23 protein-coding genes and 1 pseudogene are annotated in these 25139 nt (G+C 27.9%); 21 read left to right on the top strand and 3 right to left on the bottom strand.

Features of this window, described 5'->3' with window-relative positions; genetic code table 11:
* Positions 1-19 precede the first annotated feature (19 nt).
* Positions 20-325 carry an HTH domain-containing protein gene (locus tag CLSA_RS21405; protein WP_022750730.1) on the bottom strand — a complete coding sequence of 102 codons (306 nt, stop codon included), beginning with the start codon at positions 323-325 and terminating at the stop codon, positions 20-22.
* A gap of 395 nt (positions 326-720) precedes the next feature.
* Here CLSA_RS21405 and CLSA_RS21400 point away from each other — a divergent pair, with 395 nt between their 5' ends.
* From CLSA_RS21400 to CLSA_RS23010, 13 genes and pseudogenes are all read left to right on the top strand, one after another.
* Entirely contained in the window at positions 721-987 is a 267-nt protein-coding gene (locus tag CLSA_RS21400) for a plantaricin C family lantibiotic (RefSeq protein WP_022750729.1), read from the top strand.
* Positions 988-1237: 250 nt separating this feature from the next.
* Positions 1238-4351: a type 2 lanthipeptide synthetase LanM family protein gene (locus CLSA_RS21395; protein ID WP_022750728.1), complete on the top strand. Its 3114-nt coding sequence runs from the start codon at positions 1238-1240 to the stop codon at positions 4349-4351.
* Between the two features lie 33 nt (positions 4352-4384).
* Positions 4385-5116, top strand: coding sequence for a flavodoxin family protein (locus CLSA_RS21390; RefSeq protein ID WP_022750727.1), 732 nt, complete (start codon positions 4385-4387; stop codon positions 5114-5116).
* A gap of 32 nt (positions 5117-5148) precedes the next feature.
* Positions 5149-6069, top strand: coding sequence for an ABC transporter ATP-binding protein (locus CLSA_RS21385; RefSeq protein WP_022750726.1), 921 nt, complete (start codon positions 5149-5151; stop codon positions 6067-6069).
* Positions 6062-6799, top strand: coding sequence for an ABC-2 family transporter protein (locus tag CLSA_RS21380; protein ID WP_022750725.1), 738 nt, complete (start codon positions 6062-6064; stop codon positions 6797-6799). The genes CLSA_RS21385 and CLSA_RS21380 overlap by 8 nt, the downstream gene beginning before the upstream one ends.
* A gap of 19 nt (positions 6800-6818) precedes the next feature.
* Positions 6819-7523 (top strand): ABC transporter permease, encoded by a 705-nt coding sequence (locus tag CLSA_RS21375; protein ID WP_041716411.1) that lies wholly within the window; start codon positions 6819-6821, stop codon positions 7521-7523.
* Positions 7524-7558: 35 nt separating this feature from the next.
* Positions 7559-9733: a peptidase domain-containing ABC transporter gene (locus tag CLSA_RS21370; protein ID WP_022750723.1), complete on the top strand. Its 2175-nt coding sequence runs from the start codon at positions 7559-7561 to the stop codon at positions 9731-9733.
* A gap of 136 nt (positions 9734-9869) precedes the next feature.
* On the top strand, positions 9870-10037 hold the full coding sequence (locus CLSA_RS23550) for a hypothetical protein (RefSeq protein ID WP_022750722.1): 168 nt from the start codon (positions 9870-9872) through the stop codon (positions 10035-10037).
* A gap of 128 nt (positions 10038-10165) precedes the next feature.
* On the top strand, positions 10166-10801 hold the full coding sequence (locus CLSA_RS21365; protein WP_022750721.1) for an accessory gene regulator B family protein: 636 nt from the start codon (positions 10166-10168) through the stop codon (positions 10799-10801).
* Positions 10773-10943 carry a cyclic lactone autoinducer peptide gene (locus CLSA_RS23015; protein ID WP_140395213.1) on the top strand — a complete coding sequence of 57 codons (171 nt, stop codon included), beginning with the start codon at positions 10773-10775 and terminating at the stop codon, positions 10941-10943. Before CLSA_RS21365 ends, CLSA_RS23015 begins: the two co-directional genes overlap by 29 nt.
* A gap of 105 nt (positions 10944-11048) precedes the next feature.
* Complete coding sequence (locus tag CLSA_RS21360; protein ID WP_022750719.1) at positions 11049-12377, top strand: sensor histidine kinase; 1329 nt, start codon at positions 11049-11051, stop codon at positions 12375-12377.
* A complete protein-coding gene (locus CLSA_RS21355; RefSeq protein WP_022750718.1) occupies positions 12374-13102 on the top strand; it encodes a LytR/AlgR family response regulator transcription factor in 729 nt (242 codons plus the stop codon). The genes CLSA_RS21360 and CLSA_RS21355 overlap by 4 nt, the downstream gene beginning before the upstream one ends.
* Positions 13103-13418: 316 nt before the next feature.
* Positions 13419-14511: pseudogene (locus CLSA_RS23010) on the top strand (transposase).
* 222 nt (positions 14512-14733) lie between these two features.
* Here the strand turns inward: CLSA_RS23010 and CLSA_RS21345 are convergent.
* Positions 14734-15657: a S66 peptidase family protein gene (locus tag CLSA_RS21345; protein ID WP_022750715.1), complete on the bottom strand. Its 924-nt coding sequence runs from the start codon at positions 15655-15657 to the stop codon at positions 14734-14736.
* A gap of 275 nt (positions 15658-15932) precedes the next feature.
* On the opposite strand from CLSA_RS21345, the gene CLSA_RS21340 reads away from it, so the two are divergent.
* The 8 genes from CLSA_RS21340 (at position 15933) to CLSA_RS21305 (ending at position 24900) form a co-directional block, all read left to right on the top strand.
* Entirely contained in the window at positions 15933-16199 is a 267-nt protein-coding gene (locus tag CLSA_RS21340) for a hypothetical protein (RefSeq protein WP_022750714.1), read from the top strand.
* Positions 16200-16856: 657 nt separating this feature from the next.
* A complete protein-coding gene (locus CLSA_RS21335) occupies positions 16857-17036 on the top strand; it encodes a type II toxin -antitoxin system TacA 1-like antitoxin (protein ID WP_022750713.1) in 180 nt (59 codons plus the stop codon).
* A gap of 218 nt (positions 17037-17254) precedes the next feature.
* On the top strand, positions 17255-18148 hold the full coding sequence (locus CLSA_RS21330; protein WP_022750712.1) for a ParM/StbA family protein: 894 nt from the start codon (positions 17255-17257) through the stop codon (positions 18146-18148).
* A complete protein-coding gene (locus CLSA_RS21325) occupies positions 18141-18404 on the top strand; it encodes a hypothetical protein (protein ID WP_022750711.1) in 264 nt (87 codons plus the stop codon). The genes CLSA_RS21330 and CLSA_RS21325 overlap by 8 nt, the downstream gene beginning before the upstream one ends.
* Positions 18405-19122: 718 nt before the next feature.
* Positions 19123-20328, top strand: a complete 1206-nt coding sequence (locus CLSA_RS21320; RefSeq protein ID WP_022750710.1) for an MFS transporter — start codon at positions 19123-19125, stop codon at positions 20326-20328.
* Between the two features lie 266 nt (positions 20329-20594).
* Positions 20595-21026 (top strand): MarR family winged helix-turn-helix transcriptional regulator, encoded by a 432-nt coding sequence (locus CLSA_RS21315; protein WP_022750709.1) that lies wholly within the window; start codon positions 20595-20597, stop codon positions 21024-21026.
* A gap of 216 nt (positions 21027-21242) precedes the next feature.
* Positions 21243-22982, top strand: a complete 1740-nt coding sequence (locus CLSA_RS21310) for an ABC transporter ATP-binding protein (protein ID WP_022750708.1) — start codon at positions 21243-21245, stop codon at positions 22980-22982.
* 19 nt (positions 22983-23001) lie between these two features.
* Positions 23002-24900, top strand: a complete 1899-nt coding sequence (locus CLSA_RS21305) for an ABC transporter ATP-binding protein (RefSeq protein WP_144079391.1) — start codon at positions 23002-23004, stop codon at positions 24898-24900.
* Positions 24901-24973: 73 nt separating this feature from the next.
* Here the strand turns inward: CLSA_RS21305 and CLSA_RS24630 are convergent, their stop codons facing one another.
* On the bottom strand, positions 24974-25063 hold the full coding sequence (locus CLSA_RS24630; protein ID WP_140395216.1) for an IS3 family transposase: 90 nt from the start codon (positions 25061-25063) through the stop codon (positions 24974-24976).
* Between the last annotated feature and the right edge of the window lie 76 nt (positions 25064-25139).

Below are 25139 nucleotides of genomic sequence, written 5' to 3'. Positions count from 1 at the left end.
TTTTTTCATTACTATTTTACTAAGTTGACGACATTGGACGCCCGCTAGCGCATTTTCGGCTATCATCCAGTCCTAGAATTCCATCTTTATCATACAAAAACTTCCATTTATAAGCTGATTGTTCAATTCTTTTTAAACCTATTACATTAATATCAAAGCCATTTTCAGCAAATATTTCTCTTGGTAGTTTACCAGACATATATTCTTCAATAAAGAGTCTTTTGAATTCATCTGTATATGTTATTGATCGTTCACTAACTCTAAGAATATTTATATTTTTTTCTAAATTTATAATGTCTTCTTTAGTAAATAAAATTTTACTCATTCTCATCCTCCATTGCTATTTCTATTATATAAAAAAATACCTACAGACTAAACACTTTTTTTCATGTGTCCAATCTATAGGTATCATTTTATATAGGGCTCTTTTTTTGTTTGTAATATATTGCATGATTTTCAAAGCAACAATTTCACAATGATTTAGAGATTAGAAGAATTTGTACTTAAGTGTATTGAAAAGTAAAAATAAAAAATGCATTGATGTTTCTCATAAATGCGCCAATTTATGAGCTTAAAAGCAGATGTTATAACAATGGATTGATTTATTATAATGTTAAGTTTTATCAAGCTTTAAAGTATAAAATAAGATACATAATTAATGAAATATATATAACTTTGTTTAAATTATACAAATAAACAGTTAAGTGGAGGATAGCAATAATGCGATTATTAAATTTAATAAAGAACCCAGTATTAAGAAATAAAACTAATTATAAAGTTAGTAACCCAGTAGGAGACATTGTAGAAGAAATTAGAGAACAAGATATTGTTGGATTAGTAGGTGGTAACTTTGAAAGAATTAGTGCAATAACAGAAGTTACAGCTTGGGGAGCAGTGGAGAATGAAAAACTTACTCAAAGATATAACTGTGGAGCTATTATAACAGTTTCAGCTAAGTGTCAATTAAATACTAGTGGACCTTGTTAAAAAAGATATAGATGAGTGAAAAAGTGATTTATAACTTTAATAAATAGTAAAAATACCTTTAAAAAGAGCAGATATTATAAAAATATAGCAATTTATTATTATATTAAATTTTATAATTACTTAAGTTATAAAATTATACTTAATAAATAATAAAGAGATACATTAGTAATGATTTATAGAATTATATTTATGAATTAAAAATGAAAAATAATAGCATTTTATAAATTAGGGTAAAAAAGGAGAAATTTAAATGGATAAGAGTAAAGAAGTATATAGTGAAGAAAGTTTAGAAGAAAATATTGATATTACGTTTGATGATGTAGTTAATTTTTGGATGACACTATTTCCAGAAGTAAAAAGTGTAGAGGATTTTAAAAAGTTATTACAAAATTCATCTAAAACAGAACTTAGTAATTTAGAAAAAGCTTATTACAAAAATAGTAATGCAGATAACACTTATAAATTATTTGATAATGCTTTTAATAGAGAAAGTAACCTAGAGTTTATGTTTGATAAAATACAAAAGCAATATCAATGGACTTATTTTTTCAGACCAGTTATTGAATATTATTCAGAAGATTTATATGAATTTATTCAAAAAAGTTTAATCATAGAAGATAAAGAAGAATTGTTTTTCGGAATACTTTCAACAACAGTAAAAAATTTATATGAATTAGCATTTAAAGTCCTTATTTTAGAAACTAATGTTGCAAGAATGGAAAATAGATTAGTTGGCGATACACCAAAGCAAAAAGCAGGATATTTTATAAAAGTATTGCTTAGAGATAAGGACTATTTAATGAATTTATACAGTGAGTATTCTGAATTAACTCGTTTAATGGATTTGACAGTTAGAAATACTTTTAGTTATGTGAAGGAGATTATTGAAAGTACTGGAAATGAAATGAAATCATTAGAAGAAAACTTTGGTCAAGGTAAGGTTATTGGAAAAATAGCTAATATAAGCTTGGGTGAAGGAGATACACATAACAGGGGTAAAACTGTAGGAGTTATAACATTTAGTTCAGGCATTAAGCTTATTTATAAGCCTAGACTATTGGATTTAGAAAATAGATTTTGTGAGTTTGTAGATTGGATTAATAAGCAGAAAATACCAGGATTTAAGGAGTTAAAGGCTTGTAAATTACATACAGTTAATGGTGTCGGTTGGATGGAGTGCATAGAAAATATAGAATGTAGCACTGAAGAGCAAGTAAAGAATTTTTATATTAGAACTGGTCAATTATTAAATATATTATATATGTTTAACGCTAAAGACTTCCATTATGAAAATTTAATTGCACAAGGTGAATATCCAATATTAATTGATTTAGAAACATTATTACACCCAGATATGTTTAATGGTAATGTAGAAGAACTTTCAGCAGATGCAAAGGCAATGAAGCTTATAAGCAATTCGGTAAAAGGGATAGCATTATTACCAACTCAAATTATAAATAATAAGACAGATAAGGTTTTAGAAGTTGGAGGATTATGTGGTGAAAGTAATCAGGAAGCTCCTTTTAAGAGTATTTTCATTAAAGACCATGATACAGATGAAATCTGTGTAGAAGAAGGATATGGAATCATAGAAGCAAAGATGAACAATCCTATTATAAATGGAAGTAAAGTAGCTTCAGATCTTTTTATAAAAGAAATAAAAGAAGGATTTGAAAATTTATATAGATGGATACTTAGAAATAAAAAGGTGTACGCTGATAAAATAAAAGAATTATTTGAAGATTGTATATGTAGGGTGATTTTTAGACCTACTAATGTATACTGTCAACTATTAAGCACAAGCTATCATCCTGATTTATTAAGAAATCAAACAGATAGAGATGTATATCTTCATAGAATTGGAGTGATTGGAACAGGAAAAGAAATTATTGAATCTGAGCTTAATGATATGTTTATTGGAGATGTTCCTTATTTTAGTACCTATGTAAATAGAAATATAGTACTAAATAGCAGAAAAGAAGAAATAGAGTTCAGGTATAAAAAGACAACGCTAGACTCTATACTTGAAAAAATTGAGATAGTTACTGAAGAGGATTTAGATCGACAAATGGCTCTTATAGATATTAGCTTCATTGATAAATCAGAAAATAAAGGAAGAATATTTACTAAAGTAAACTTTCAAGAAGAAAAAGTTAACTTAAAATTGAACAAACTCCAACTACTAAACACAGCAAATTTAATTGGTGATTATATAATAGAAAAAAGTATTGTTGGAGGAAAAGATGGAGTTATAGATAGAACTTGGATTGGATCAATAGAAATTGGAGAAAAGGCATCTTTTATTACACCAGTAGGAATGGACCTTTATGCTGGAAATAGTGGCATCGCTTTATTTTTAGCATATTTAGGATCAACTACAGGAGAAGAAAAGTATAAGAAAGCTGCCATTGAAGCGATAGAACCAATAATAAGGTATTTAGATGAACTTAAGGATATTACTAATGAAAAAATAGGGGCCTTTTCTGGAATAAGTGGATGGCTTTATTCAATATTCCATATAGGCCATACTCTAAAAAATCAGAAATTATTAGACTATGTACAAAAAGGAATTTCAATTATGAAAGAACTTACTGGAAAGACTCAATGTCATGATATTATTTCTGGATATGCTGGTGCACTAGGTGTAATGTTATCAATTTATGAAAAAACAGAAAATAAGGAATTAAAAATGGAACTTATAAGTCTTTGCAATACTATATTTAAAGAGCTTAAAGATAGTATTGTAGTATTGAAGAATCAAAAAGGAATTACATGGGGAGAAGAAGGCTATGTTGGATATTCTCATGGCAATGCAGGAATAGAAGCACAGCTTATGAGATTATATAGCATTACAAAAGAAGATTCAATTTTACAAATAGTAAAAGATTCTCTTTCTTATGAAAGATCTATGTTTGATGAAAAGAGCAATAACTGGAAGAAACAATTAACTAAGGATGAAATATCTTATGCGTGGTGTCATGGAGCTCCGGGAATTCTATTAAGCAGACTTATGATGGTTGAAGCAGGATATGATGATGAGAAAATTAGAAAAGAAATTTCAATTGCTATGGAAACAACTAAAAGAGAATGCTTTGGAATGGATTACTGTTTATGCCATGGGGATATAGGTAATCTTCGCATATTACATTATGCTGCAAATGTATTAAATGATAGTACATTAAAATTACAATGTGAAACTACATTGGATGTATTTATAAATGAATATTTCATAGAAAGTTTTAAGCAAGGGAATTTTAAACAAACAGAAAATGTAAGTCTTATGCTAGGTCCAACAGGAATTGGATATGGTTTATTGCAATTTTATAAGCCAGATATAATGCCAGAAATATTGAGATTAGGATAGAAGTTTTAATAACTTTTTGTAAAGGAGAAATAAATGAAAAATATATTTGTATATATTGGAAGTCAAGGTGGAGAGTCATCTAATACCTTAAGATTTACAAATTTGATTTTAGACAGGGTATTAGAGCTTACAGGTAAAAATGTAAATATTAACATGTATCATCCTCAAAATAGTCATATAAAAAGATGTCTAGGATGTACATCTTGTTTTAATACAGGTAAATGTCATTTGGAAGGAGAAGATGATTTAAATAAAATAAAAGAAAAAATGTTAGCATCAGATTTTATAATTCTTGGTACTCCTATTTATGGTGCCAATATAAGTGGAGATATGAAAATATTTTTTGACCGTATTACCTATTGGATGCATTTAATGAGGCTTGCTGGAAAACCAGCCATGGCTTTAACGACATCTACAGGAAATGGTGTTCAATTTACTTTAAATTATTTAAATACAGCAATGAGCTTTTTAGGACTAAAAACTGTAGAGAAATTTAACGCTAATATTTTTTCACCTAGACAACTAGATGATGATGATTTTATGAAAGAGGAGATAGATAAGTATTCTCAAATAATTTTTGAATATTTAACAGGAAAAAAAGAGGTAAAAAGTGATGATTCTCTTGAATTGATTTTTTCTAGTATGAAAAAGAACATTAAAATGTATGAATCTTGCCCAAATTATGAATTTGAATTTTGGAAAGACAATGAATTATTTAATAAGAGTACATTTCAACATTTAATAGAATCTATTCCAAAACAATAAAATTATAATATAGATAGGTTGGTGAAATAAACATGGAAGATAATAATATTTTAGAAGTTAAAAAAATAAGAAAAGAATATAAAAATCAGGTTGTTTTAGATAATGTGAATTTTTCTATAAGAAAAGGAGAAATTATTGGATTGGTTGGGCCAAATGGAGCAGGAAAAACTACAATTATGAGCATTATAGTAGGTCTTATAAATAACTATGAAGGAAATGTATTAATTGATGGACAAGATATAAAAATGAATAAAAAAGTATACAAAAAGCAGGTAGGATGTGTTATAGAAGCGCCAGGATTATATCCAAATCTTACAGGGTATGAGAACTTAATGTATTTTTCAGAAGTATTTGGAGGGATTTCCAAGGAGGAGGTAGATGAGATTGTTAAACTTCTTGGTCTTAAGGATTATGTACATAAGAAGACTAAAAAATATTCTTTAGGTATGAAACAAAGATTAGGAATTGCACAAGCAGTTCTTGGATATCCAAAACTATTAATTTTGGATGAGCCTACAAATGGATTAGATCCTAATGTAATTCCTCACATTAGACAGTTTATTAAGTATGTTACAGAGGAAAAGAATATTAGTGTACTTATATCAAGCCATATACTTACTGAAATTGAAGCAATTTGTGATAGAGTTCTCTTTATAAAGAATGGGAAGATAATTGAAGAAGTAAATATGCATGAAAGCATAGATGCAAATAATGAAGCCTTTATTTTTGAAACAGATAAGACAGGAGAACTAGTTGAGTTTTTTAGTTCAAAGTCTATTGATGCAGTAATTATAGATGAAAGAAAAGTACATGTGAAAATAACAGACAAACAAGCAGAATCCTTTTTACCTCAGCTTATTCAAGTTGGGATAGTTGTTAAAGGAATGTACAAACAAAAGGTGAGCTTAGAAGAAAAATTTATTAAGAGTATGGGGGAGAATGTAATTGAGTAATGTCATAAGGCTTGCAAACAGAGATTTTAGAAACATTATTAAAACCAAAGGTTTTTGGATTAGCGTTTTAGTAGCACTTTTTTATGTACTACTTTGGATTCATCGTAAACCGAAGTCCTTTTTACCAGAAAATTATCAGTTTGAATTTTTTAGAGTTGTACTTTTCATTATTATATATTATTCAAGTGTAATGCTCTCTAAGGAGTTTAAGTTTGGAACAGCTAAGATTTTGTTTACTGGAATATTTACAAGAGTTGAAATTTTAAGTGAAAAATTACTTGTCATTATGCAGCTTGGGTTGTTTCTTGGAATAATTAGTCGTCTATTAAATATAGTCATAATATATAATTTGACAGGTACTATTAGTATGTCTGATATATTTAATGAAAATACAATTTATGCATTAATTATTTACTTAATAATCAGTTTAGTTATTGGCTCATTTGGTTTACTAATAACTTTAATCACAAAGAGCCAGAACTCTACTTTAGTTTATAATTTCCTTTTCTTTGCAGTATTTCAATATTTCATGCCATTATTTATAATGCTAAATTCAAAAAAAAGTCTAAGTATTATTGATGAGATAATTACTAAACTACCTAATTATCTTATATATACTTGGGTTGAAATGTGGCAGTTTACGAATGTGGAATTGATAGCTATGCTAGCATACGGAAGTATATTTTTAATACCATCAATTTTTATTATTTCCAAGAAAAGTCTTGGATAAAGTTTGGGAGGGATTTAAGTTGTCTATAGTATTCAAGTTACCTTATTTGGAATTAAAAAAAATGTTATTTAATAAAGTTAATATAATATGTATAGCATTTTTACTAGTTTTGTTATATTTAGTTCCTCCTTATCACATGGAGGTAGATAAAACAAAGGGAGTGATGATGAGTCTCATTCCAATGCTTATGATAATATACTTTTCGCATGTATTAACAAATGATTTTGAAAATAAAACCTATAAAACAATTTTTACAGGGGGAATTACAAGAGTGCAGGTCCTAATTTCTAAATATATAACTTTATTAGCAATTAGTATATTGCTTTGTTTTATATATAAAATATTTTTATGTATAGCACAAGTTATAGAAATAGGGTCATTTAATTTAGATTTAAAAAGTTCCATCCCCATTTTTATTTTATATGCTACCTCAATAGGATCCTTTGCAATGTTAATTATGTCTGTAACATTAAACTTTAAATTTACATTTATGATTACATTTGTATTATTTAATGATTTTGTATCAAACTTTATAAATATTATTGCTAAAGAGCTAAAGGTTGGAGTTATACAAAGGATTGTAGAGAATGTTCCATTTAAATTAGCAACTAACGGTTTTCAAATGCAATCTTACTCAACCAATGAAATTTACGCTATATTAGTCAGCAGTATTATATTTTTTAGTGTTGCTTCTTTTATAATAGCTAAAAGAGATCTTAGATAAAAATTAATAATTCTGAATAAGGAGGAATTATATATATGAAAGTAAAAACTAAAAGAAAAGTACCGTATATAGAGCCACTTCAACAAACAGAATGTGGGGTTTGCTGTATTGGAATGATATTAAGGTATTACAAAAGTTATCAAACAATGCAGGAACTTAGAGAACATTTAGACGTAGGAAGAGATGGAAGTACGTTGCTGCAATTAAAACAACTTATGGATAAATTAAATTTTGATACTAAGGTATATAAAAGCTCTGCTGAAGGATTAAAAGATATAAAATTGCCAGCTATTCTTTTTTGGGATAATAATCATTTTGTTGTATTGGAGAAAATTAGTGAAAAATATGCTGTTATTTTAGATCCTGGATATGGAAGAAGAAAAATAAGCTTTAAGGAGCTTAAAGAAACTTATTCACAATATGCTCTATCTGGGCAGCCCAATGAAAAGTTCATGCCTAAAAAGAAGGGAAAAAGCATATGGTTTGATTTTATACCAATAATATCAAGTAAAAAATCTCTTTATATAAAGATAGCAATATTTTCAATAATATCGTACTTCTTAACGCTTGGTATGCCAATATTTATTCAAAACTTATTAGATAGTGTAATGTTAAAAAAGGATATAAATTATGTTAGAGATTCTACTATATTTTTAGGGCTATTTTGTGTAGTGTATGTATTATTTAATTATATAAAGAATACTAATTTAATAAAATTAAAAGTTCATATAGATAAGAATGTTAATAGTACGGTTTTTGGCCATCTATTAAGAGTACCGTATAAGTTCTTTGATATTAGGAATAAATCAGATGTACTGTTCTCTGCGAATAGCTGTTTTGTAATAAGAGAAACCTTTGCAAACCAGATGATTAATGGATTAATTGATTGCGGAGCTGTACTATTTATAAGCTACTATATGTATAAGCAATCAGTATTATTAGCATTAATAGCATTTTTAATATTTGGTGTTAATTTAGTTTTAGTTGCATTAACTCAGCCAATGATGTTTGAATTTAGTAAATATCTTCTATCAGAACAAAGCAAAGTTCAAGGTGTACAAGTAGAATCAATCTTTTCTATTCTTGGGATTAAAATGTCTGCAATAGAAGATGATATTTTTGAAAATTGGAGTAAAAAGTATGGTTCTTATTTAAGCAAATATAATACTAAAGAAAGAGTAAATAATTATGTAAATACATTGATTTCATTTATTCAAGTTGTATCTCCAGTAATTATTTTATGTGTAAGTATATCTATATACATAAAAGGTTATGTAACTATTGGTCAAGTAATGGCATTTTATTCTTTAAGTAGTACATTTTTTTCACTAGCTCATTCAGTGTTTAACACTTGGACCAGTTTTGTTAACAGCAGTGTGTATTTAGAAAGACTGGGAGATATAATAAATACAGAAAAAGAAGATGATTCAAAGTCACTTATAAAAAAAGATATTACTGGTGATCTTAAATTGGAAAATGTTTCGTTTGCATATTCATCTAAATCTGAGAAGGTTATTAAAAATGTAAGTTTAAATATTGAAAGGGGACAAAAAGTTGCCATCGTTGGCAAATCCGGTTCAGGAAAGAGCACTTTAGCAAAACTTTTAGTGGGCCTTTATTCGCCAACAGGAGGAGATATTCTATTTGATAAGATTCCATTAAATAAGTTGGATAAGAAATATTTAAGAAGACAATTAGGTATTGTGCCACAGGATGTTTCTTTGTTTAATAAATCTATATATGAGAATATATCCATGGGCAGGAATGATATAGATATGGATAAAATAAAAAAGGCATGTGAAATAACTCAAATTGCAGAAGAAATTGAAAGTATGCCAATGGGTTACCACACTATAATTTCTGAAATGGGAATGAACTTATCTGGGGGTCAAAGGCAGAGAATAGTTCTTGCTAGAGCTATTTTAAATGAACCCAAAATATTAATATTAGATGAAGCTACAAGCTCTTTGGACTATATTAATGAAAAGCAAGTATCAGATTATTTCAAAAATATTGGCTGTACAAGAATAGTCATAGCACATAGATTATCTACAATTATAGATTCAGATATGATTATTGTTTTAGACAATGGAGAAATATTAGACTATGGTTCTCATATGGAGTTGTTAAAAAGAAAAGGTCAATACTTCAAGTTATATCAAGCCAATTTTAATAATGAAAAAGAGGTTCATGAATCTGTAGCAGTCTAGAATTAGACAATGCCAAGAGAAATTCAGGTACATTATAGAAAATAATAAGTTAATATGATAGCTTAAATGATAGTATTGATTTATTATTTTCTTTCATATGTACTAATAAAAAATAGAGTAGGAGGTATATATTAGCATGAGAGAAACCTTATTAGTAGTTTTAATGCTTCTTTTTGTAATTTTAGCAGCTGCGATGATTTTTCCAATGCCTCCAATAATATATGGAGCTATTATGAGTTTAATTATTCTTTGCATTATAATTATAATTTCTATATATATTTTAATTATTAAAAAAAATCATTAATTACAAAAATATGCACATTTATTACTTTAAAATAAAAATACAATTCATTTAGTATTCCATTTTATAAAATATATTATGTATACGAAATATTTTACTAATAAGTGTTAAAATATATTTGGGTGATGGATATGAAGAATAAAACTAAAGTTCAAATAAGTCTTATGGAAAAAATAGCTGAAATCATTACAAATAATATAAATTCTTATTTGCACAAAGAAGGATTAGAACTACAAAAAATGAAATTAGGTCTTGAAATATTGCTTATTAATATATCAAAGTTTATTGTAATATTTACCGTAGCAGCAGGATTTAATTTATTAAAAGAATCTATATTTATGTCATTAATTTTTGCAAGTATAAGAAGAAATGCATTTGGGCTTCATGCAAAAAATAGCCTTATATGTACATTAGTTTCACTAAGTATATTTGTACTTGGATCTTACTTAAGTTATTATTTAAAATTTAACAATTTTACAGTTTTTATTATCTTTACAATAGTAAATATATTGTTATATAAATATGCTCCTGCAGATACAGAAAATCATCCACTAATTGGAGCTAATTTAAGAAAGAAGCGAAAAAAAGAAGCTATAACAATAGGAATAGTTTTAATGATAATAGCACTATTAATTCCAAGCAATGTAATAAAAACCTTAATGAGTTTATCTGCAATTTCTGCAGTTATAGTAATTTTACCAATAACATATAGTTTAATGAAAAGGGGATATAGAAATTATGAAAAGTATGAAAGAGAATTTATTTAACAAAATAGCTGAAAAGATGGCATGTTCTTTAGGAGAGGCTTCAATAAAACTAAGTGAAAATGCAATGGAAAAGTGTTGCTTTGGGGGAATATATGAAACAAAAATCCCAATCCAATTATTGAAGCAAAATGTTAATAAATAAAAACCAGAAGATTGTAATTAGGTTTAGTTACAGTCTTCTGGTTTTTATTGTAAAGATTTTTATGGTACAATTTTATTAATAAAAGGTTTGAAAAGGAAAAATGTTATGGAAAATTTTATTGGTGCTTTAGTTACAATTGTATTTATATACATATCAATAGTAAATTTAGCAGATTTCAAAATTACTAAAAAAGAACTTTTAATAATGATTGGAATAACTCAAGTGGCAACAATCCCTATTTATGTGTATTGGCGTTTTTTATCGTTTATACCAATTAATATTATAGCTATAATTTTTTTATATAGAAAAAATAAGAAGCCAGTTATTGGTGCAATAGTATCTTTACTTTCTACGTTAGTAGCTGTAATTTCAGATTATATAGTAAGCTTTATTAGAATGTTTATTATTGGTATGAATTTCAATATAGATTTTCAAAATCATATCATGTATATAATATTTTTTCTAGCAGATTGTATAATGATATTTATTATAAGCAAATTGATAGGAATCTTAATAAATAAAAAAATACAATTATCAAGAGTTGAGTTTAAGAGGAAGTTTGGAATTTTAATTATAGTAAGTTTACTATTAACTCTTATAATATTTTATACAAACATTATTTTGGGAAGTAATAATGGTTTTACCACTGAAATTATAGAACTGAATGGCACCTTATTTTTTATTTATTTTATATTGTTACTTGTAATAATGTACATATTAATTCGTAATATTACTAAAGAACTTGAACTGAAAAATAAACAAAATGAATTTGAAAGTTTACAGGAATATACAATTAATTTAGAAAAACTTTACACAGAAATGAGAGTATTTAGGCACGATTATATCAATATTCTTTCATCTATGTTGGGGTATATAGAAAATAGGGATATTGATGGGCTTGAATCATATTTTAAGAATAAGATTATTCCACTAGGTAAAGGAATTGAATCAAATAACTTTAAAATAGGTCTTTTAAAAAATGTAAAAATTCTAGAGTTAAAAGGAATTTTGTCTTCTAAACTAATAAGAGCACAGGAACTTGGAATCGATGTATTTATAGATGTTATGGAATCTATTGAAATGATAGATATGGAGATAATTGATCTTTGTAGAGTTATTGGTATATTAATTGACAATGCAGTAGATGCAGCTTTAACATGTACTAACCCTTCTTTAAAAGTGGCTCTTGTAAACAAAAATAAATCCATAGTAATAGCAATTATAAATAGCTGCCCCGAAGACACACCTCCTATATATAAATTATTTCAAAGTGGATTTTCCACTAAAGGAAAAAATCGTGGATTGGGTCTTAGTAACCTAAAGGAATTAATTAATAATTATACTAATATTTCTTTAGATACTTTAATAGAAAATGGTGAATTTATTCAAAACTTAGAAATAGCACATGTATACAAAGAAAGGAATGTATTATGATTAATGTATTTGTTTGTGAAGATAATAAAGAACAAAGAGAAAAATTTACAAAAGCAATTGAAGATATTATTATGATAGAAAATTTTGATATGGAAATGACTTTGTCTACAGAGAATCCTAAGGGTGTTATAGATTATTTAAAAAATAATGATGTATCTGGCTTGTATTTTTTAGATGTAGATTTAAAGTCTGATATTAATGGTATAAAATTAGCAGAAATAATTAGAGAATATGATCCAAGAGGCTTTATTGTATTTGTAACTACTCATGCTGAAATGAGTTATCTTACCTTTATATATAAGGTGGAAGCCATGGATTATATTATAAAAGATAACTATAATAATGTAAGAGAAAGAATACATCAATGCATTGTAAATGCAAATAAAAAATATTCGTCTAAAGCTACAGATTTACAGAAAAATTTTACTCTAAAAGCAGACGATAAAATTATAAACATTGAATACAATAAAATCTTATTTTTTGAAACTTCAACTACTATACATAAAGTTGTTTTGCATGCCATTGATAGACAAGTAGAATTTTATGCAAAAATGAAGCAAGTTGAAGATAAATTAGATGAGAGATTTTATAGATGTCACAGATCTTTTTTGGTTAATAAACATCTTATAAAAGAAATAGACATGCATAATAGAATTATAAAAATGATAAATGGTGAAGAATGCTTAGTATCTACAAGGTTAGTAAAAAACTTAATAAAAAACTAGTTAACATATTAATAAAAGAGTTATTAATGTGGGGGTTGTAATCAGTATTTTAAATAATAAGGGTGAGTAGACCAATCTACTTCAACATACAACTTAGGTTATGAATTAAGTATACTATATAGAAATTAAATTGGTTATTTTAAATTTGTTAAGGGGCTGTTGCAAAACTAACATAGTTTAGTTTTGTAGCGGCTCACTTTTTAGATATAAAAAAATGTAAATTCTGAAGAACTCACATTGATTGTATAATTAAATTATGCAACTAACTAAATCATACATTAAAAATTATAATGAGTTTAATGATAATTTTTAACTTATATTACCATTAGGTTTAGAAAACTTAATACCTGAAGATGATTCTGTACGCTTGCTAAGCCACGTGTTGGAGGGATTAGATTACAGAAATTATATAAGGCGTACTTTTCCGTTGGAAGAAAACCGGCAGTGGAACCTAAAGTAATGTTTAAAATAATATCTTATGCTTATTCTCAAAATATTTATTCAAGCAGAAAAATAAAAAAAGCATGTAAAAGAGATATAAATTTTAGTGATTACTTCAAGGCTATAAAGCACCTGATCATACTACGGTTAGTAGATTTAGTAAAAACTATCTTTCAAATGAAGTGGTTGAAGATTTATTTTATCAACAAGTTAAATATCTAGCAACTCAAAAAGAAATATTATTTGAAAATGTATTTGTTGATGGTACTAAAATCGAGGCGAATGCCAATTGTTATACATTTGTCTGGAAGAAAGTTATTTAAAAAAATGAAGCAAAAATGTTTCAGAAGACTTTTGCTCTTTTTGAAATTATCAACCTTGAAGAATTATAAGATGTTATATTTTTAGAATCTAACAAACAAATTCCATACATAAAACCACAAACTTATGAAAAGTGGAAAAAAAGAAGTTTTAAAAATGATATAAGTAAACGCGAAAATATGAAATACGATGCTCAATCTGATCTTTATATTTGCAATAATCATAGAAAATTGATACCGACTGCTATTATTTACAGAAAATCCGCAAGTGGATACAAGTCCGAAGTTACTGTGTATGAATGTGAAACTTGTGATAAATGTACTTATAAAGTAAAGTGTACAAAAGCAAAAGGGAATAGAAAAATGCAGGTTCCAAAAACTTTTGTGAAAAAACGTGAAATATCCTATAAAAATATTACAACTGAATTTGGGACTAAATTGAGAATGAATAGATCTATTAAGGTCGAAGGGGCATTTGGAGTTCTAAAAAGTGATTATGAATTCAATAGATTTTTAACACGTGGAAAAAATAGTGTCAAGACTGAATTTATTTTGCTTTGTTTTCGCTACAACATTAACAAATTACATTCTAAAATACAAAATGAAGGAACTCATAAGCATCTTCATGAATTAAAACCTGCTGTCTAATTATGGAATAAAGTGACTAGGCTAAGTGCGCTTAAAAGTCAGAAATCTTTAAATAATTGATGTGGAATTTTAAATGTTTGGAAATTAACTAATTTAAATCGAAAAAGGGCATCGCTCCTGATTAGAATTTAATCATTTTGCGACACTCTTTTATTTTGTGAAAAAATAAAAAATGTGAATTAAAAAATGATTCAATGTATATAAAAAATCTTTTATATACTCTTATATATGAACTGTTGGTTCAAGCACTGTTAATGTATTGTTATAAGTGTTGAGGTTAGCTTGAGCACCTATAGGTATAGCCATTTTGTATTTGCCATGCCCTGATGCTAAATTTGTCATTAGAGGTTTATTTAGTGGTACCATAACTTCATCAATTAAGTCGTCATATGACTTATCATATGCAGTTACACACTGTGAGCATTCTCCCATAATAATACCTGCACAATCTTTAAATTTACCAGCTAATATTAGGTGGTTAATATATCTGTAGATTGTATTAACAGGTTCATGAACATCCTCGATTAAGATTATCTTTCCTTTTGTATCGACTTCAAATGGAGTACCAAGGTTATCTACAAAGGATGTAAGGTTACCGCCTACTATAGGACCTGTTACATTTCCAGGAACTCTACTTATTAGAGGGATTTCAGGAGGGTTTTCGAGTTGCCTTGGTGAGGTGAGTGTAGCTGTTGCAGTAAAGAATTGGTTAAAGTTGTATTCAGGTGTGGTTGCCTCAAAATCTATTAAAAGAAGACTATGAAAAGTAATTAAATCAGCTAATGTATACAAAGCATTTAGTAAAATTGTTATATCACTATATCCTGTAACAATTTTAGGATTTTGTGCGATAACAGAAAAATCAAGATACGGTATAATGCCTGCAACACCAACTCCACCTCTTGAAGGAATAATCGCCTTTACATCAGGATTTTTAAACATATCCATTAAATCTGAAGCTCTTTGTTGTTCTGTGGCTGCAAGATATCCATTATAAGAATATACGTATTTCCCTAAAACTACTTTAAGACCAAAATTCTGAAGAGTTTGTATACGAGCATTAATAACATTCTCATATAATGGACTTCCTAAAGTAACTATTCCCACTGTATCCCCTGGACGTAAAATTTGTGGTTTTGTTGCCATATTAATTCACCTTCTAAATAACGTATAATATATGTTCTTGTAATTTTGTAAAAACTACTCCTTCCTATAATTAATATTTATCATTCAGCTGCTAACAGAAGCTGAAATTATTAAAAACTTTTTTCATTATTACTAAAATATTATATGAAGCTACTCAAATATTTGATAATTAATTTATTGGAAATATTAATAATATGAAATGTTATTTTTATAAATCATATCATTACAAGACAGTACATATATATGGTAAAAAGGGATAATCAGGGGGGAAAGACATGGATAGAGAAATATCAAATGAAGTTGCAAAAGAGAAAGCGGCAGAAAAAGTTATAAAAGAGATTGATGTACTATATTCTGCAATAGCCAGCCAAATAAATAGTTTGAAAATAAAGATAGCTGAAGCTGAGCTAAAAGATAAAATTAATTATGGGGATCCTGTTGATGTGAAAAAGATAGTTAATGAATCTAATGAGAAGATAAAGAAAAGAAGAATGAAATTAAAAGAATTGCAAAAATATATTGATGAGATTAAATCTGTATAAAATTATATAGAATATGTTAAAAGAAATACTATTTAGACTGGATATAATATCTAGTGTTTTTTTATATAAACAATTCGTAATTTAAATTTGGGATGTAACTCCCCAAAGAAACGGCTTCTTTGGGGAAAGTGACATACTTCAAATAACATATTCAGATAAGGATAATCAAACTATTTCAAACATTAATGTTAGACAAGCTACAAATCAAAATGAACAAACAGGAAACAAATAATAAGTCATATAAAAGAAAATAACAAGTCCAAAATGCCATGATTATTTTCATAAAAGGGAGCAGCGTAATCTCATAGCTAGTCTAGTAAGTCAATCTGTTGAGGCAGAATGGTGGAAAATAGGACTCTAGATCAGATTGATTTATTATTTTTTGAATTTGCATAACATAATAAATTTAAAAGTAGATTATATAAAAATTAGAATTATAGGAGGTATCTAAGCAGATACTTCTTATTTTTTGCAAATCAAAATATTTCTAGAAGTACTACAATTAAATGATAAACAATAAAATAATACGAAACAAGTCGAGTGATTCTTTAATATGCATTCCATATTTTTACAAAAACTTCGGACTAGTTGTGCTAATGTATATATTGTAAATACAATATATACATTATATACATTATGTAGACTAGGAGGTACATGATGAAAGATGCAACGATCATGCTTAGAGTTACGACAGAGCAGAAGATGGCCATAAAAAGAATGGCACGGAAACAAGGGATGACAATTACCGAATTCATGCTTTTTAACTTAATGAAAACAATTAATAAATCTGAATTAAGTGAAGAAATTGATTTAGGTTTAGATAAGTTAAAAGAATAGAGATATTGTTTTATATATTATGTATAGGCAATTAATACAATATATACGTGCATTAATATTCATAAGGTGATAGAGGTATAAATACCATATGAAGAATATACAAGAGAATAAAAAAATATACATTTAATTTAGATGAGTTATATATAAGAAAACAGTGGTATAAATGCCATACAAAAGTATTCTAATAGGATATTTAAATGAAAAAGGGGGATTAAAAAATGAGAATTAGTGCAGATATAGGTTACAATACAACAAACTTTATCGCACAAAGCATGGAGGGATCTTTTTCGTCTACAGTAAAAGAAAAGATTCATGAGTTAGAAACGGCTAAATATACAGTAGAGTATAATAATAAAGTATATTTGATTGGTAATGATGATGGTTTTACTAGTACTGAACAATCTAGAGATAAAGATGGAATTTTTCATATTTGTTTATATACAGCTATAGCCGCTACTATGAATTCTACAATAGACAATAATATTAGAATTATAACTGGACTTCCTGCTCAGTTTTTCGCTGAGCAAAAAAGCTCATTAATAAAAGCTCTTGAAAATAGAAGAGTATTTATGAAGCTTAATGGAGAAAATAGATGTTTTACTATTACTAAAGTTATTGTATTTCCTCAATCAGCAGGATTGTTTTTATATGATAAATCTTTGGTGGAAAGAGATACATTAGTAGTAGATATAGGCGGAGGTACATTAGACATAGCATATATGAGTAATGGCCAATTTAAAGAGGGTAGGACCTATCCGTTAGGTGTAAATGCTACTTATGATGTTCTGCTTCAAGAATTGTCCAAGTATGGTGTAAATTATTCCAATCGAATGAAGGCTGAACAGATAATTGCAGATAAAACTATATTTGTAGAAGGTAAGGATGTGAATGTAGCAGAAGACATAGATAATGTTTTAAGCATTCGAGCAGGAGAGATAATAAATGCTGTAAAGCAGGCGTTCCCAGAACAATCAAAATATTCAAGATTTGTTTTTATAGGTGGAGGAGCTTTATTACTTAGGGATTATTTAAGTGATTATAAAGTGTTGGATGATGCCCAAATGGTTAATGTTAAAACATACGACATAATAGGCAAGAGTAAGAATGTGTAAAAAAATAAAGACTACAATTACGTTAGCACCTCATATTAAAGAGTTTGCCTCAAAAGAAGCAAAGTCTCTTGGGTTAGATTTTTCAGCATACATAACGATATTGATAGCTGAGAAAATGAGATCAACCATAATTACATCACCTGTAAAAAATATTACGAATGACACATCTAATGAAATAGCTGCTGAAGAAAACAAGGATACTATAACAATAGATAGTGAACAGGAAAATGAAATAGATAGATTGTTACAATGGTAATATGTATATAATGTTTCAGCATTTTATATATTACGTATAGACAAGTAGTACAATATATACATGAATATAATTGAGAATAAGTCTATAGTAGGATGATGCCATATAATCTATATACAAAAGAATAAAAAAATATATATTTAACTGGATAAGTCAATTTATAAGGTAATGTTAGTATAAACACCATATAAAATAATTTTTGTGAAATATCAGGCACATGAAAACAAATAATAAGTCCAATTTGACATGGATATTTTTTATCAGGCAAGGAGGTAAATTGTCCTCATAGTGGGTCTATTAGGTCAATTTGCTGACGCAGTATGATGGAAAATAGGTTGGTAAATGGACTTAATATTTATGTGAATGTGCCTTATAATAATATTATGTAAAAGTTACAGTCTAGAGAAATAATGGCTGTAGCTTTTTTATTTTTTAGAAAATTATAATGCAGTCAAATATATAGATAACTTTTAGAAATAGACGAAACTCACAGTCTGCGAAGCAGATTTTCTTGTTCAAGATTAGATTATTACTGTAATTCATAAGTGAAATATTATAATCAATAAAATATGTATAATATTATATGAAAGAATTAGCATGAGATTTTACTTTTTACGGTATATTCCATAAATGTTAAATTACATTTACAAATATTAAAATTAAATTTATAATAGTTTACATTGCGTGAACTATATATTTAAATAAAACTTAGGAGGTCAAAATGTCTAATTCAAATACTAGAAAAATGCTCCCGCTGTTCTTATTAATGCTTAATTTGTTTATTGCTTTATTAGGTCAAGGGATGGTTATTCCTATATTACCTGATTATCTAAAACAATTTAATGCAGCTGGTACTGCAGCAGGGTATTTAGTAGCTGCTTTTGGAGCGGCACAATTTGTTTTTTCACCTATAGGTGGAAGTTTATCAGATAAGCATGGAAGAAAAATAATGATTTTATGTGGGTTATTTTTTACGGTTATTTCCGATTTTATATTTGCAATTTCACACACATTAATGCTTCTATATATAGCTAGAATTGTAGGAGGAATTGGAGTGGGAATTATGATTCCTTCTGTTCTTGCATATGTAGCAGACATTACTACAAAAGAAACTCGTGCAAAGGGAATGGGGTACTTAAGTGCTGCAATGAATTTGGGAATTGTATTGGGACCTGGAATAGGAGGAATTATAGCTCAATATGGAATACGAATGCCATATTTTTTTGCGTCAGCGCTAAGTTTTATTTCAACTTTATTAACTTTTATATTACCGGAAACTTTATCTTTAGAAAAAAGAAATATGGCAAAGAAATCAGAAAAGCAGGAATCTATAATTAATCAGCTTGTACAATCTGTTCGTAAATCATATTTTAGATATCTATTAATTATATTTGTGATGACTTTAGGATTAATTAGTTTTGAGACGGTTTATTCTTTATATGTTGAAAATAGATATGGATTTACATCGAGAGATATTTCAATTTTAATAACATTAGGAGCGGCTATTGGTATTGTTACTCAGATGTGGCTTATTGAAAAAGCAATAAAATGCTTTGGTGAACATAATTTGATTAGATTTTCGTTACTAATGAGTGCAATTGGACTTTTATTAATGATAGTAAAAGTTAATTTTATCTATCTTTTAATAGTATCTTCAATATTCTTTGCATTTAATTCATTTTTAAGACCAACAGTAACCACATTGCTTTCAAATGAAGCTGGAAGTGATGAACAGGGATTTGTTTCTGGATTGAACACAACTTATACTAGTATGGGGAGTATAGTTGGACCTATTATGGCTGGCTACCTATTTGATAAACAGATAAATCTACCATATATTATGGCTACCTTTATTCTTATTGGAACTATATTTCTAGTTAGAAAAGACAGAAAAATATATAAGAATGAGGCTGTTGGAAATGAATGATTCATGGGATTAAAATTTAAAGAGTAAAAATTGTAAAGAAATTATTTAAGCTGTAAGCGAATTGTTTTTAAATATTAATAGCTATGTAATTAGTGATATGAGGTTGTTTTACTTTTGATTGTAAAAATGTTATTAATGATATTCAAGAGTGTAGCAATCTCATATTTTTTGAATTTTATATAAAGTGAAAATGTATTATTGACAAATAAACTGATTTAAATTATGATATTTGTTAGAAACCTAACAAATTGATAGGAGAAGAAAATATGGATAGTGAAATACGTATTGGTAAAAAGGTAGGTATACTAGCTAAGAGAATTCATAGAAGAATAGATAAAGAAGCTTCAAAGTATGGTTTGACAGGCGTTCAAGCTAGAATTCTTGGATATATATGCTATCATTCTAGAAACAGGGATATATTACAAAAGGACATAGAAGAAGAACTTGATATTAGACGTTCTTCAGTAACTAGTGTACTTCAGCTTATGGAGAAGAATGGATACATACAAAGGGTGAGCGTTTCTGAAGATGCAAGGCTTAAGAAGATAATATCTACAGAAAAAGGATTAGAAATTCAAAGAAATGTATATGATTTTATCGTTGCGTTTGAAAAATCTTTAAAAGAGGAACTCAACGAAGATGAGATACATATATTAATTTCTTTAATTGATAGATTGTCAGAAAAAATTGCTGATTAATGCAATTTTTTTAAGGCACATGAAAGAAAATAACAAGTCCAATCTGTCATGAATATTTTTTATCAGACAAGGAGGTAGATTGGCTTTATAGCGAGCCTATTAGGGCAATCTGCTGACGAAGAATGATGAAAAATATGCTGTCAGATGGACTTGTTATTTTTTTGATTGTGCCTAAACATTTATTAGTTAGAAACCTAACAAATAAGGAGGAAGATTATGATAAAAAAATTAACAAATTATATAGCGGAGTTTAAAAGAGATACTATTCTCACTCCAATATTTGTTGGCCTTGAAGCAATAATGGAAACAATTATTCCACTTATAATGTCATTAATAATTGATAATGGAGTAAACAAAGCTGATATGAAATATGTATATATTTATGGAGCTATAATGATATGCGTATCATTTATATCTCTTGCATGTGGTGCTTTATCGGGGAAATATGCCGCAAGTGCATCAACTGGTTTTGCAAGAAATTTGAGGAGAGGAATGTATTACAACATTCAAGAATATTCTTTTTCAAATATAGACAAGTATTCTACAGCTGGACTTATAACTAGACTTACAACAGATGTAACAAATGTTCAAAATGCGTTTCAAATGTTGATAAGAATGTTTGTTAGAGCACCGTTTATGCTTATTTTTGCAATGGCAATGAGCTTTTATATCAATGCAAAATTAGCCTTAGTATTTTTGGGAGCAATAGTTTTTTTAGGTGCTGCATTGTATTTTATAATGACAAAAGCGCATCCATATTTCATGGAAGTTTTTAAGAAGTATGATGATCTAAACGCAAGTGTACAAGAAAATCTAACTGCGATTAGAACTGTAAAGGCTTATGTAAGAGAAGATCATGAAACAAATAAGTTTTACAAAGCATCTGAAACTTTATATAAATTCTTTATAAGAGCTGAAAAGTTAATAATAATTAATGCACCAGCAATGCAATTTGCAGTTTATACTTGTATTTTACTTTTATCTTGGCTTGGAGCAAAGATGATTGTTTCGAATACAATGACAACTGGAGAGTTAATGAGTATGTTTGCTTATACAACTAATATAATGATAAGTCTTATGATGATGTCTTTTGTATTTGTAATGGTAATTATGTCAAAATCATCAGCAGAAAGAATTATAGAAGTATTAGATGAAAAAAGTGATCTAACAAATTGTGAAAATCCAATTTGTGAAGTAAAAGATGGATCTATAGCATTTAATAATGTTAGTTTTTCATATAGCAAAAATAAGGATAAATGTGTTTTAGAAGATGTAAATATTAAAATCAATTCGGGTGAAACTATAGGTATCATAGGCGGAACTGGTAGTGCTAAATCTACATTGGTTCAACTTATTCCAAGATTGTATGACACAACAGATGGAAATGTTGAAGTCGGCGGAGTTGATGTAAGAAATTATGATATAGAAACTCTTAGAGATGAAGTTTCAATGGTATTACAAAAGAATGTATTATTTTCTGGAACAATAAAAGAAAATCTAAGATGGGGGAAAAAGGATGCAACTGATGAAGAAATAATCAAAGCTTGTAGACAAGCTCAAGCAGAAGAATTTATTGAAAATTTCCCACATAAATATGATACTTACATTGAACAAGGTGGAAGCAACGTATCTGGAGGACAAAAACAAAGATTATGTATTGCAAGAGCTCTTCTTAAGAAACCTAAAATATTAATATTAGATGACTCAACAAGTGCCGTAGATACAAAAACTGATGCTTTAATTAGAAAAGCATTTAAAGAAACAATTCCAGATACAACTAAGATTATTATTGCACAACGTATTTCTTCAGTAGAAGATGCAGATAGAATTATTGTATTAGATGATGGAAAAATAGATGGCTTTGGAACTCACAATGAGTTGTTAGAATCCAATGCTATATATCGTGAAGTTTATGAATCTCAAATGAAAGGAGCTGATAATAGTGAGTCAAAATAAAGATATGAAGCCTAGAACTATGCGTGGGCCTCGTAGCTCACGTGGACATGCCAAAATGAGTAAAGATTCTTTAAAGACATTAAAAAGATTATTAGTGTATGTGCTTAAAGAATATAAATTGTTATTTTCTATAGTAGTAATAACTATTATCATAAGTTCTCTTGCTAATGTTATTGGTACAACATTATTAAAAAATTTAATTGATGACTATATATCACCATTATTAAATACACAACAAAAAGATTTTGGACCATTGCTTAAAATGATAACTAGTATGGCATTGATTTATTATGTTGGAGTTATTGCAACATATGCATTTAGCCGTATGATGATAATAGTTTCTCAAGGATCACTAAAAAAAATAAGAGATAATATGTTTTCTCATATGGAGACTTTGCCAATAAAATACTTTGATACTCATGCTCATGGAGACTTAATGAGTCTTTATACCAATGATACAGATGCTTTAAGACAAATGATAAGCCAAGGCATACCACAATTGTTATCAGCAATTATAACTGTTATAGGTGTATTTATTGCTATGATACGTCTAAGTTTGCCACTAATAGTAATTGAAATATTAATTATCCTATTAATGCTTAAAGTAACTAAATTTATTGGATCTAAAAGTGGAAAGTACTTTGGACTTCAACAAAAGGATTTAGGTGCAGTTAATGGTTATATAGAAGAGATGATGGAAGGTCAAAAAGTTGTAAAAGTCTTTTGCCATGAAGAAGAAGCAAAGCAAGATTTTGATAAATTAAATGATATGCTTTTTAATAGTGCAAATAATGCAAATAAATACGCTAATGTTTTAATGCCTATTATGAGTAACATAGGATATATAAATTATGTAGCTGTTTCTATTTTTGGTTCAGTTCTTGCAATTGGAGGTTTTGGAGGTTTTACTCTTGGAGGTCTTGCAGCTTTCTTACAATTAACAAGAACTTTCAGTCAAACAGTAAACCAAATGGCTCAACAATTTAACTTTGTTATAATGGCATTAGCAGGAGCAGAACGTATCTTTAAGCTTATTGATGAGAAAAAAGAAATGGATGAAGGATATGTTACTTTAGTTAATGCAAAAGAAAATAAAAATGGAGAAATAGAAGAATGTAAGGAACGTACTGGAATGTGGGCTTGGAAGCATCCACATAGGGATGGTACAACTACTTATACAAAGCTTAATGGTGAAGTAGTATTTGATGATGTCGATTTCGGTTATAATGATGAGAAGATTATATTACACAATATAAAGCTTTATGCAAAACCTGGACAAAAAATAGCCTTTGTAGGGGCTACAGGTGCAGGAAAAACAACTATTACTAATTTAATTAATCGTTTCTATGATATTCAAGATGGAAAAATTAGATATGACGGTATTAACATTAATAAGATTAAAAAAGAGGATTTAAGAAGTTCATTGGGCATAGTACTTCAAGATGCTCATTTATTTACAGGAACTGTTGCAGATAATATCAGATATGGTAAATTAAATGCAAGTGATGAGGAAGTGCATGTAGCAGCAAAACTTGCAAATGCAGATCAGTTTATAAAACATCTACCAAAGGGATATGATACAATTCTTACAGGGGATGGAGGAAATCTTTCTCAAGGACAAAGACAGCTATTAACAATCGCTAGAGCAGCTATAGCAGATCCACCAGTTTTAATACTTGATGAAGCAACATCTAGCATTGATACGAGAACAGAAAAAATTGTTCAAGATGGTATGGATAAGCTTATGAAGGGAAGAACTGTTTTTGTAATTGCTCATAGGCTTTCTACAATTAAGAATTCTGATGTAATTATGGTACTAGATCAAGGTAGAATAATTGAAAGAGGAAATCATGATGATTTAATTGAACAGAAAGGTAAATATTATCAACTTTATACTGGAGCTTTTGAATTATCATAAAAATAGTGTAGCAAAAAACCACAGTAATTTGAACTGCACCCTGTCAAGTAGACAGATGAAAAAATAAAAATTATCAAACCAAGATCTGATTTCTATATTCAATAGGAGTCAGATCTTTTAAGTTTTTCTGCAATCTTTTTGCGTTATAAAAACTATGATTAATTTTGTTAACTGTATTATAAAAAGTGCAGTCCTATTAGATATGTATAATAGGTTAAATTAGTGGAATTATATTTATA

Source organism: Clostridium saccharobutylicum DSM 13864, assembly GCF_000473995.1.
Taxonomy (GTDB): domain Bacteria; phylum Bacillota; class Clostridia; order Clostridiales; family Clostridiaceae; genus Clostridium; species Clostridium saccharobutylicum.
Note: the sequence above shows the minus strand (reverse complement) of the source record. Positions and strands in the feature narration are given on the sequence as shown.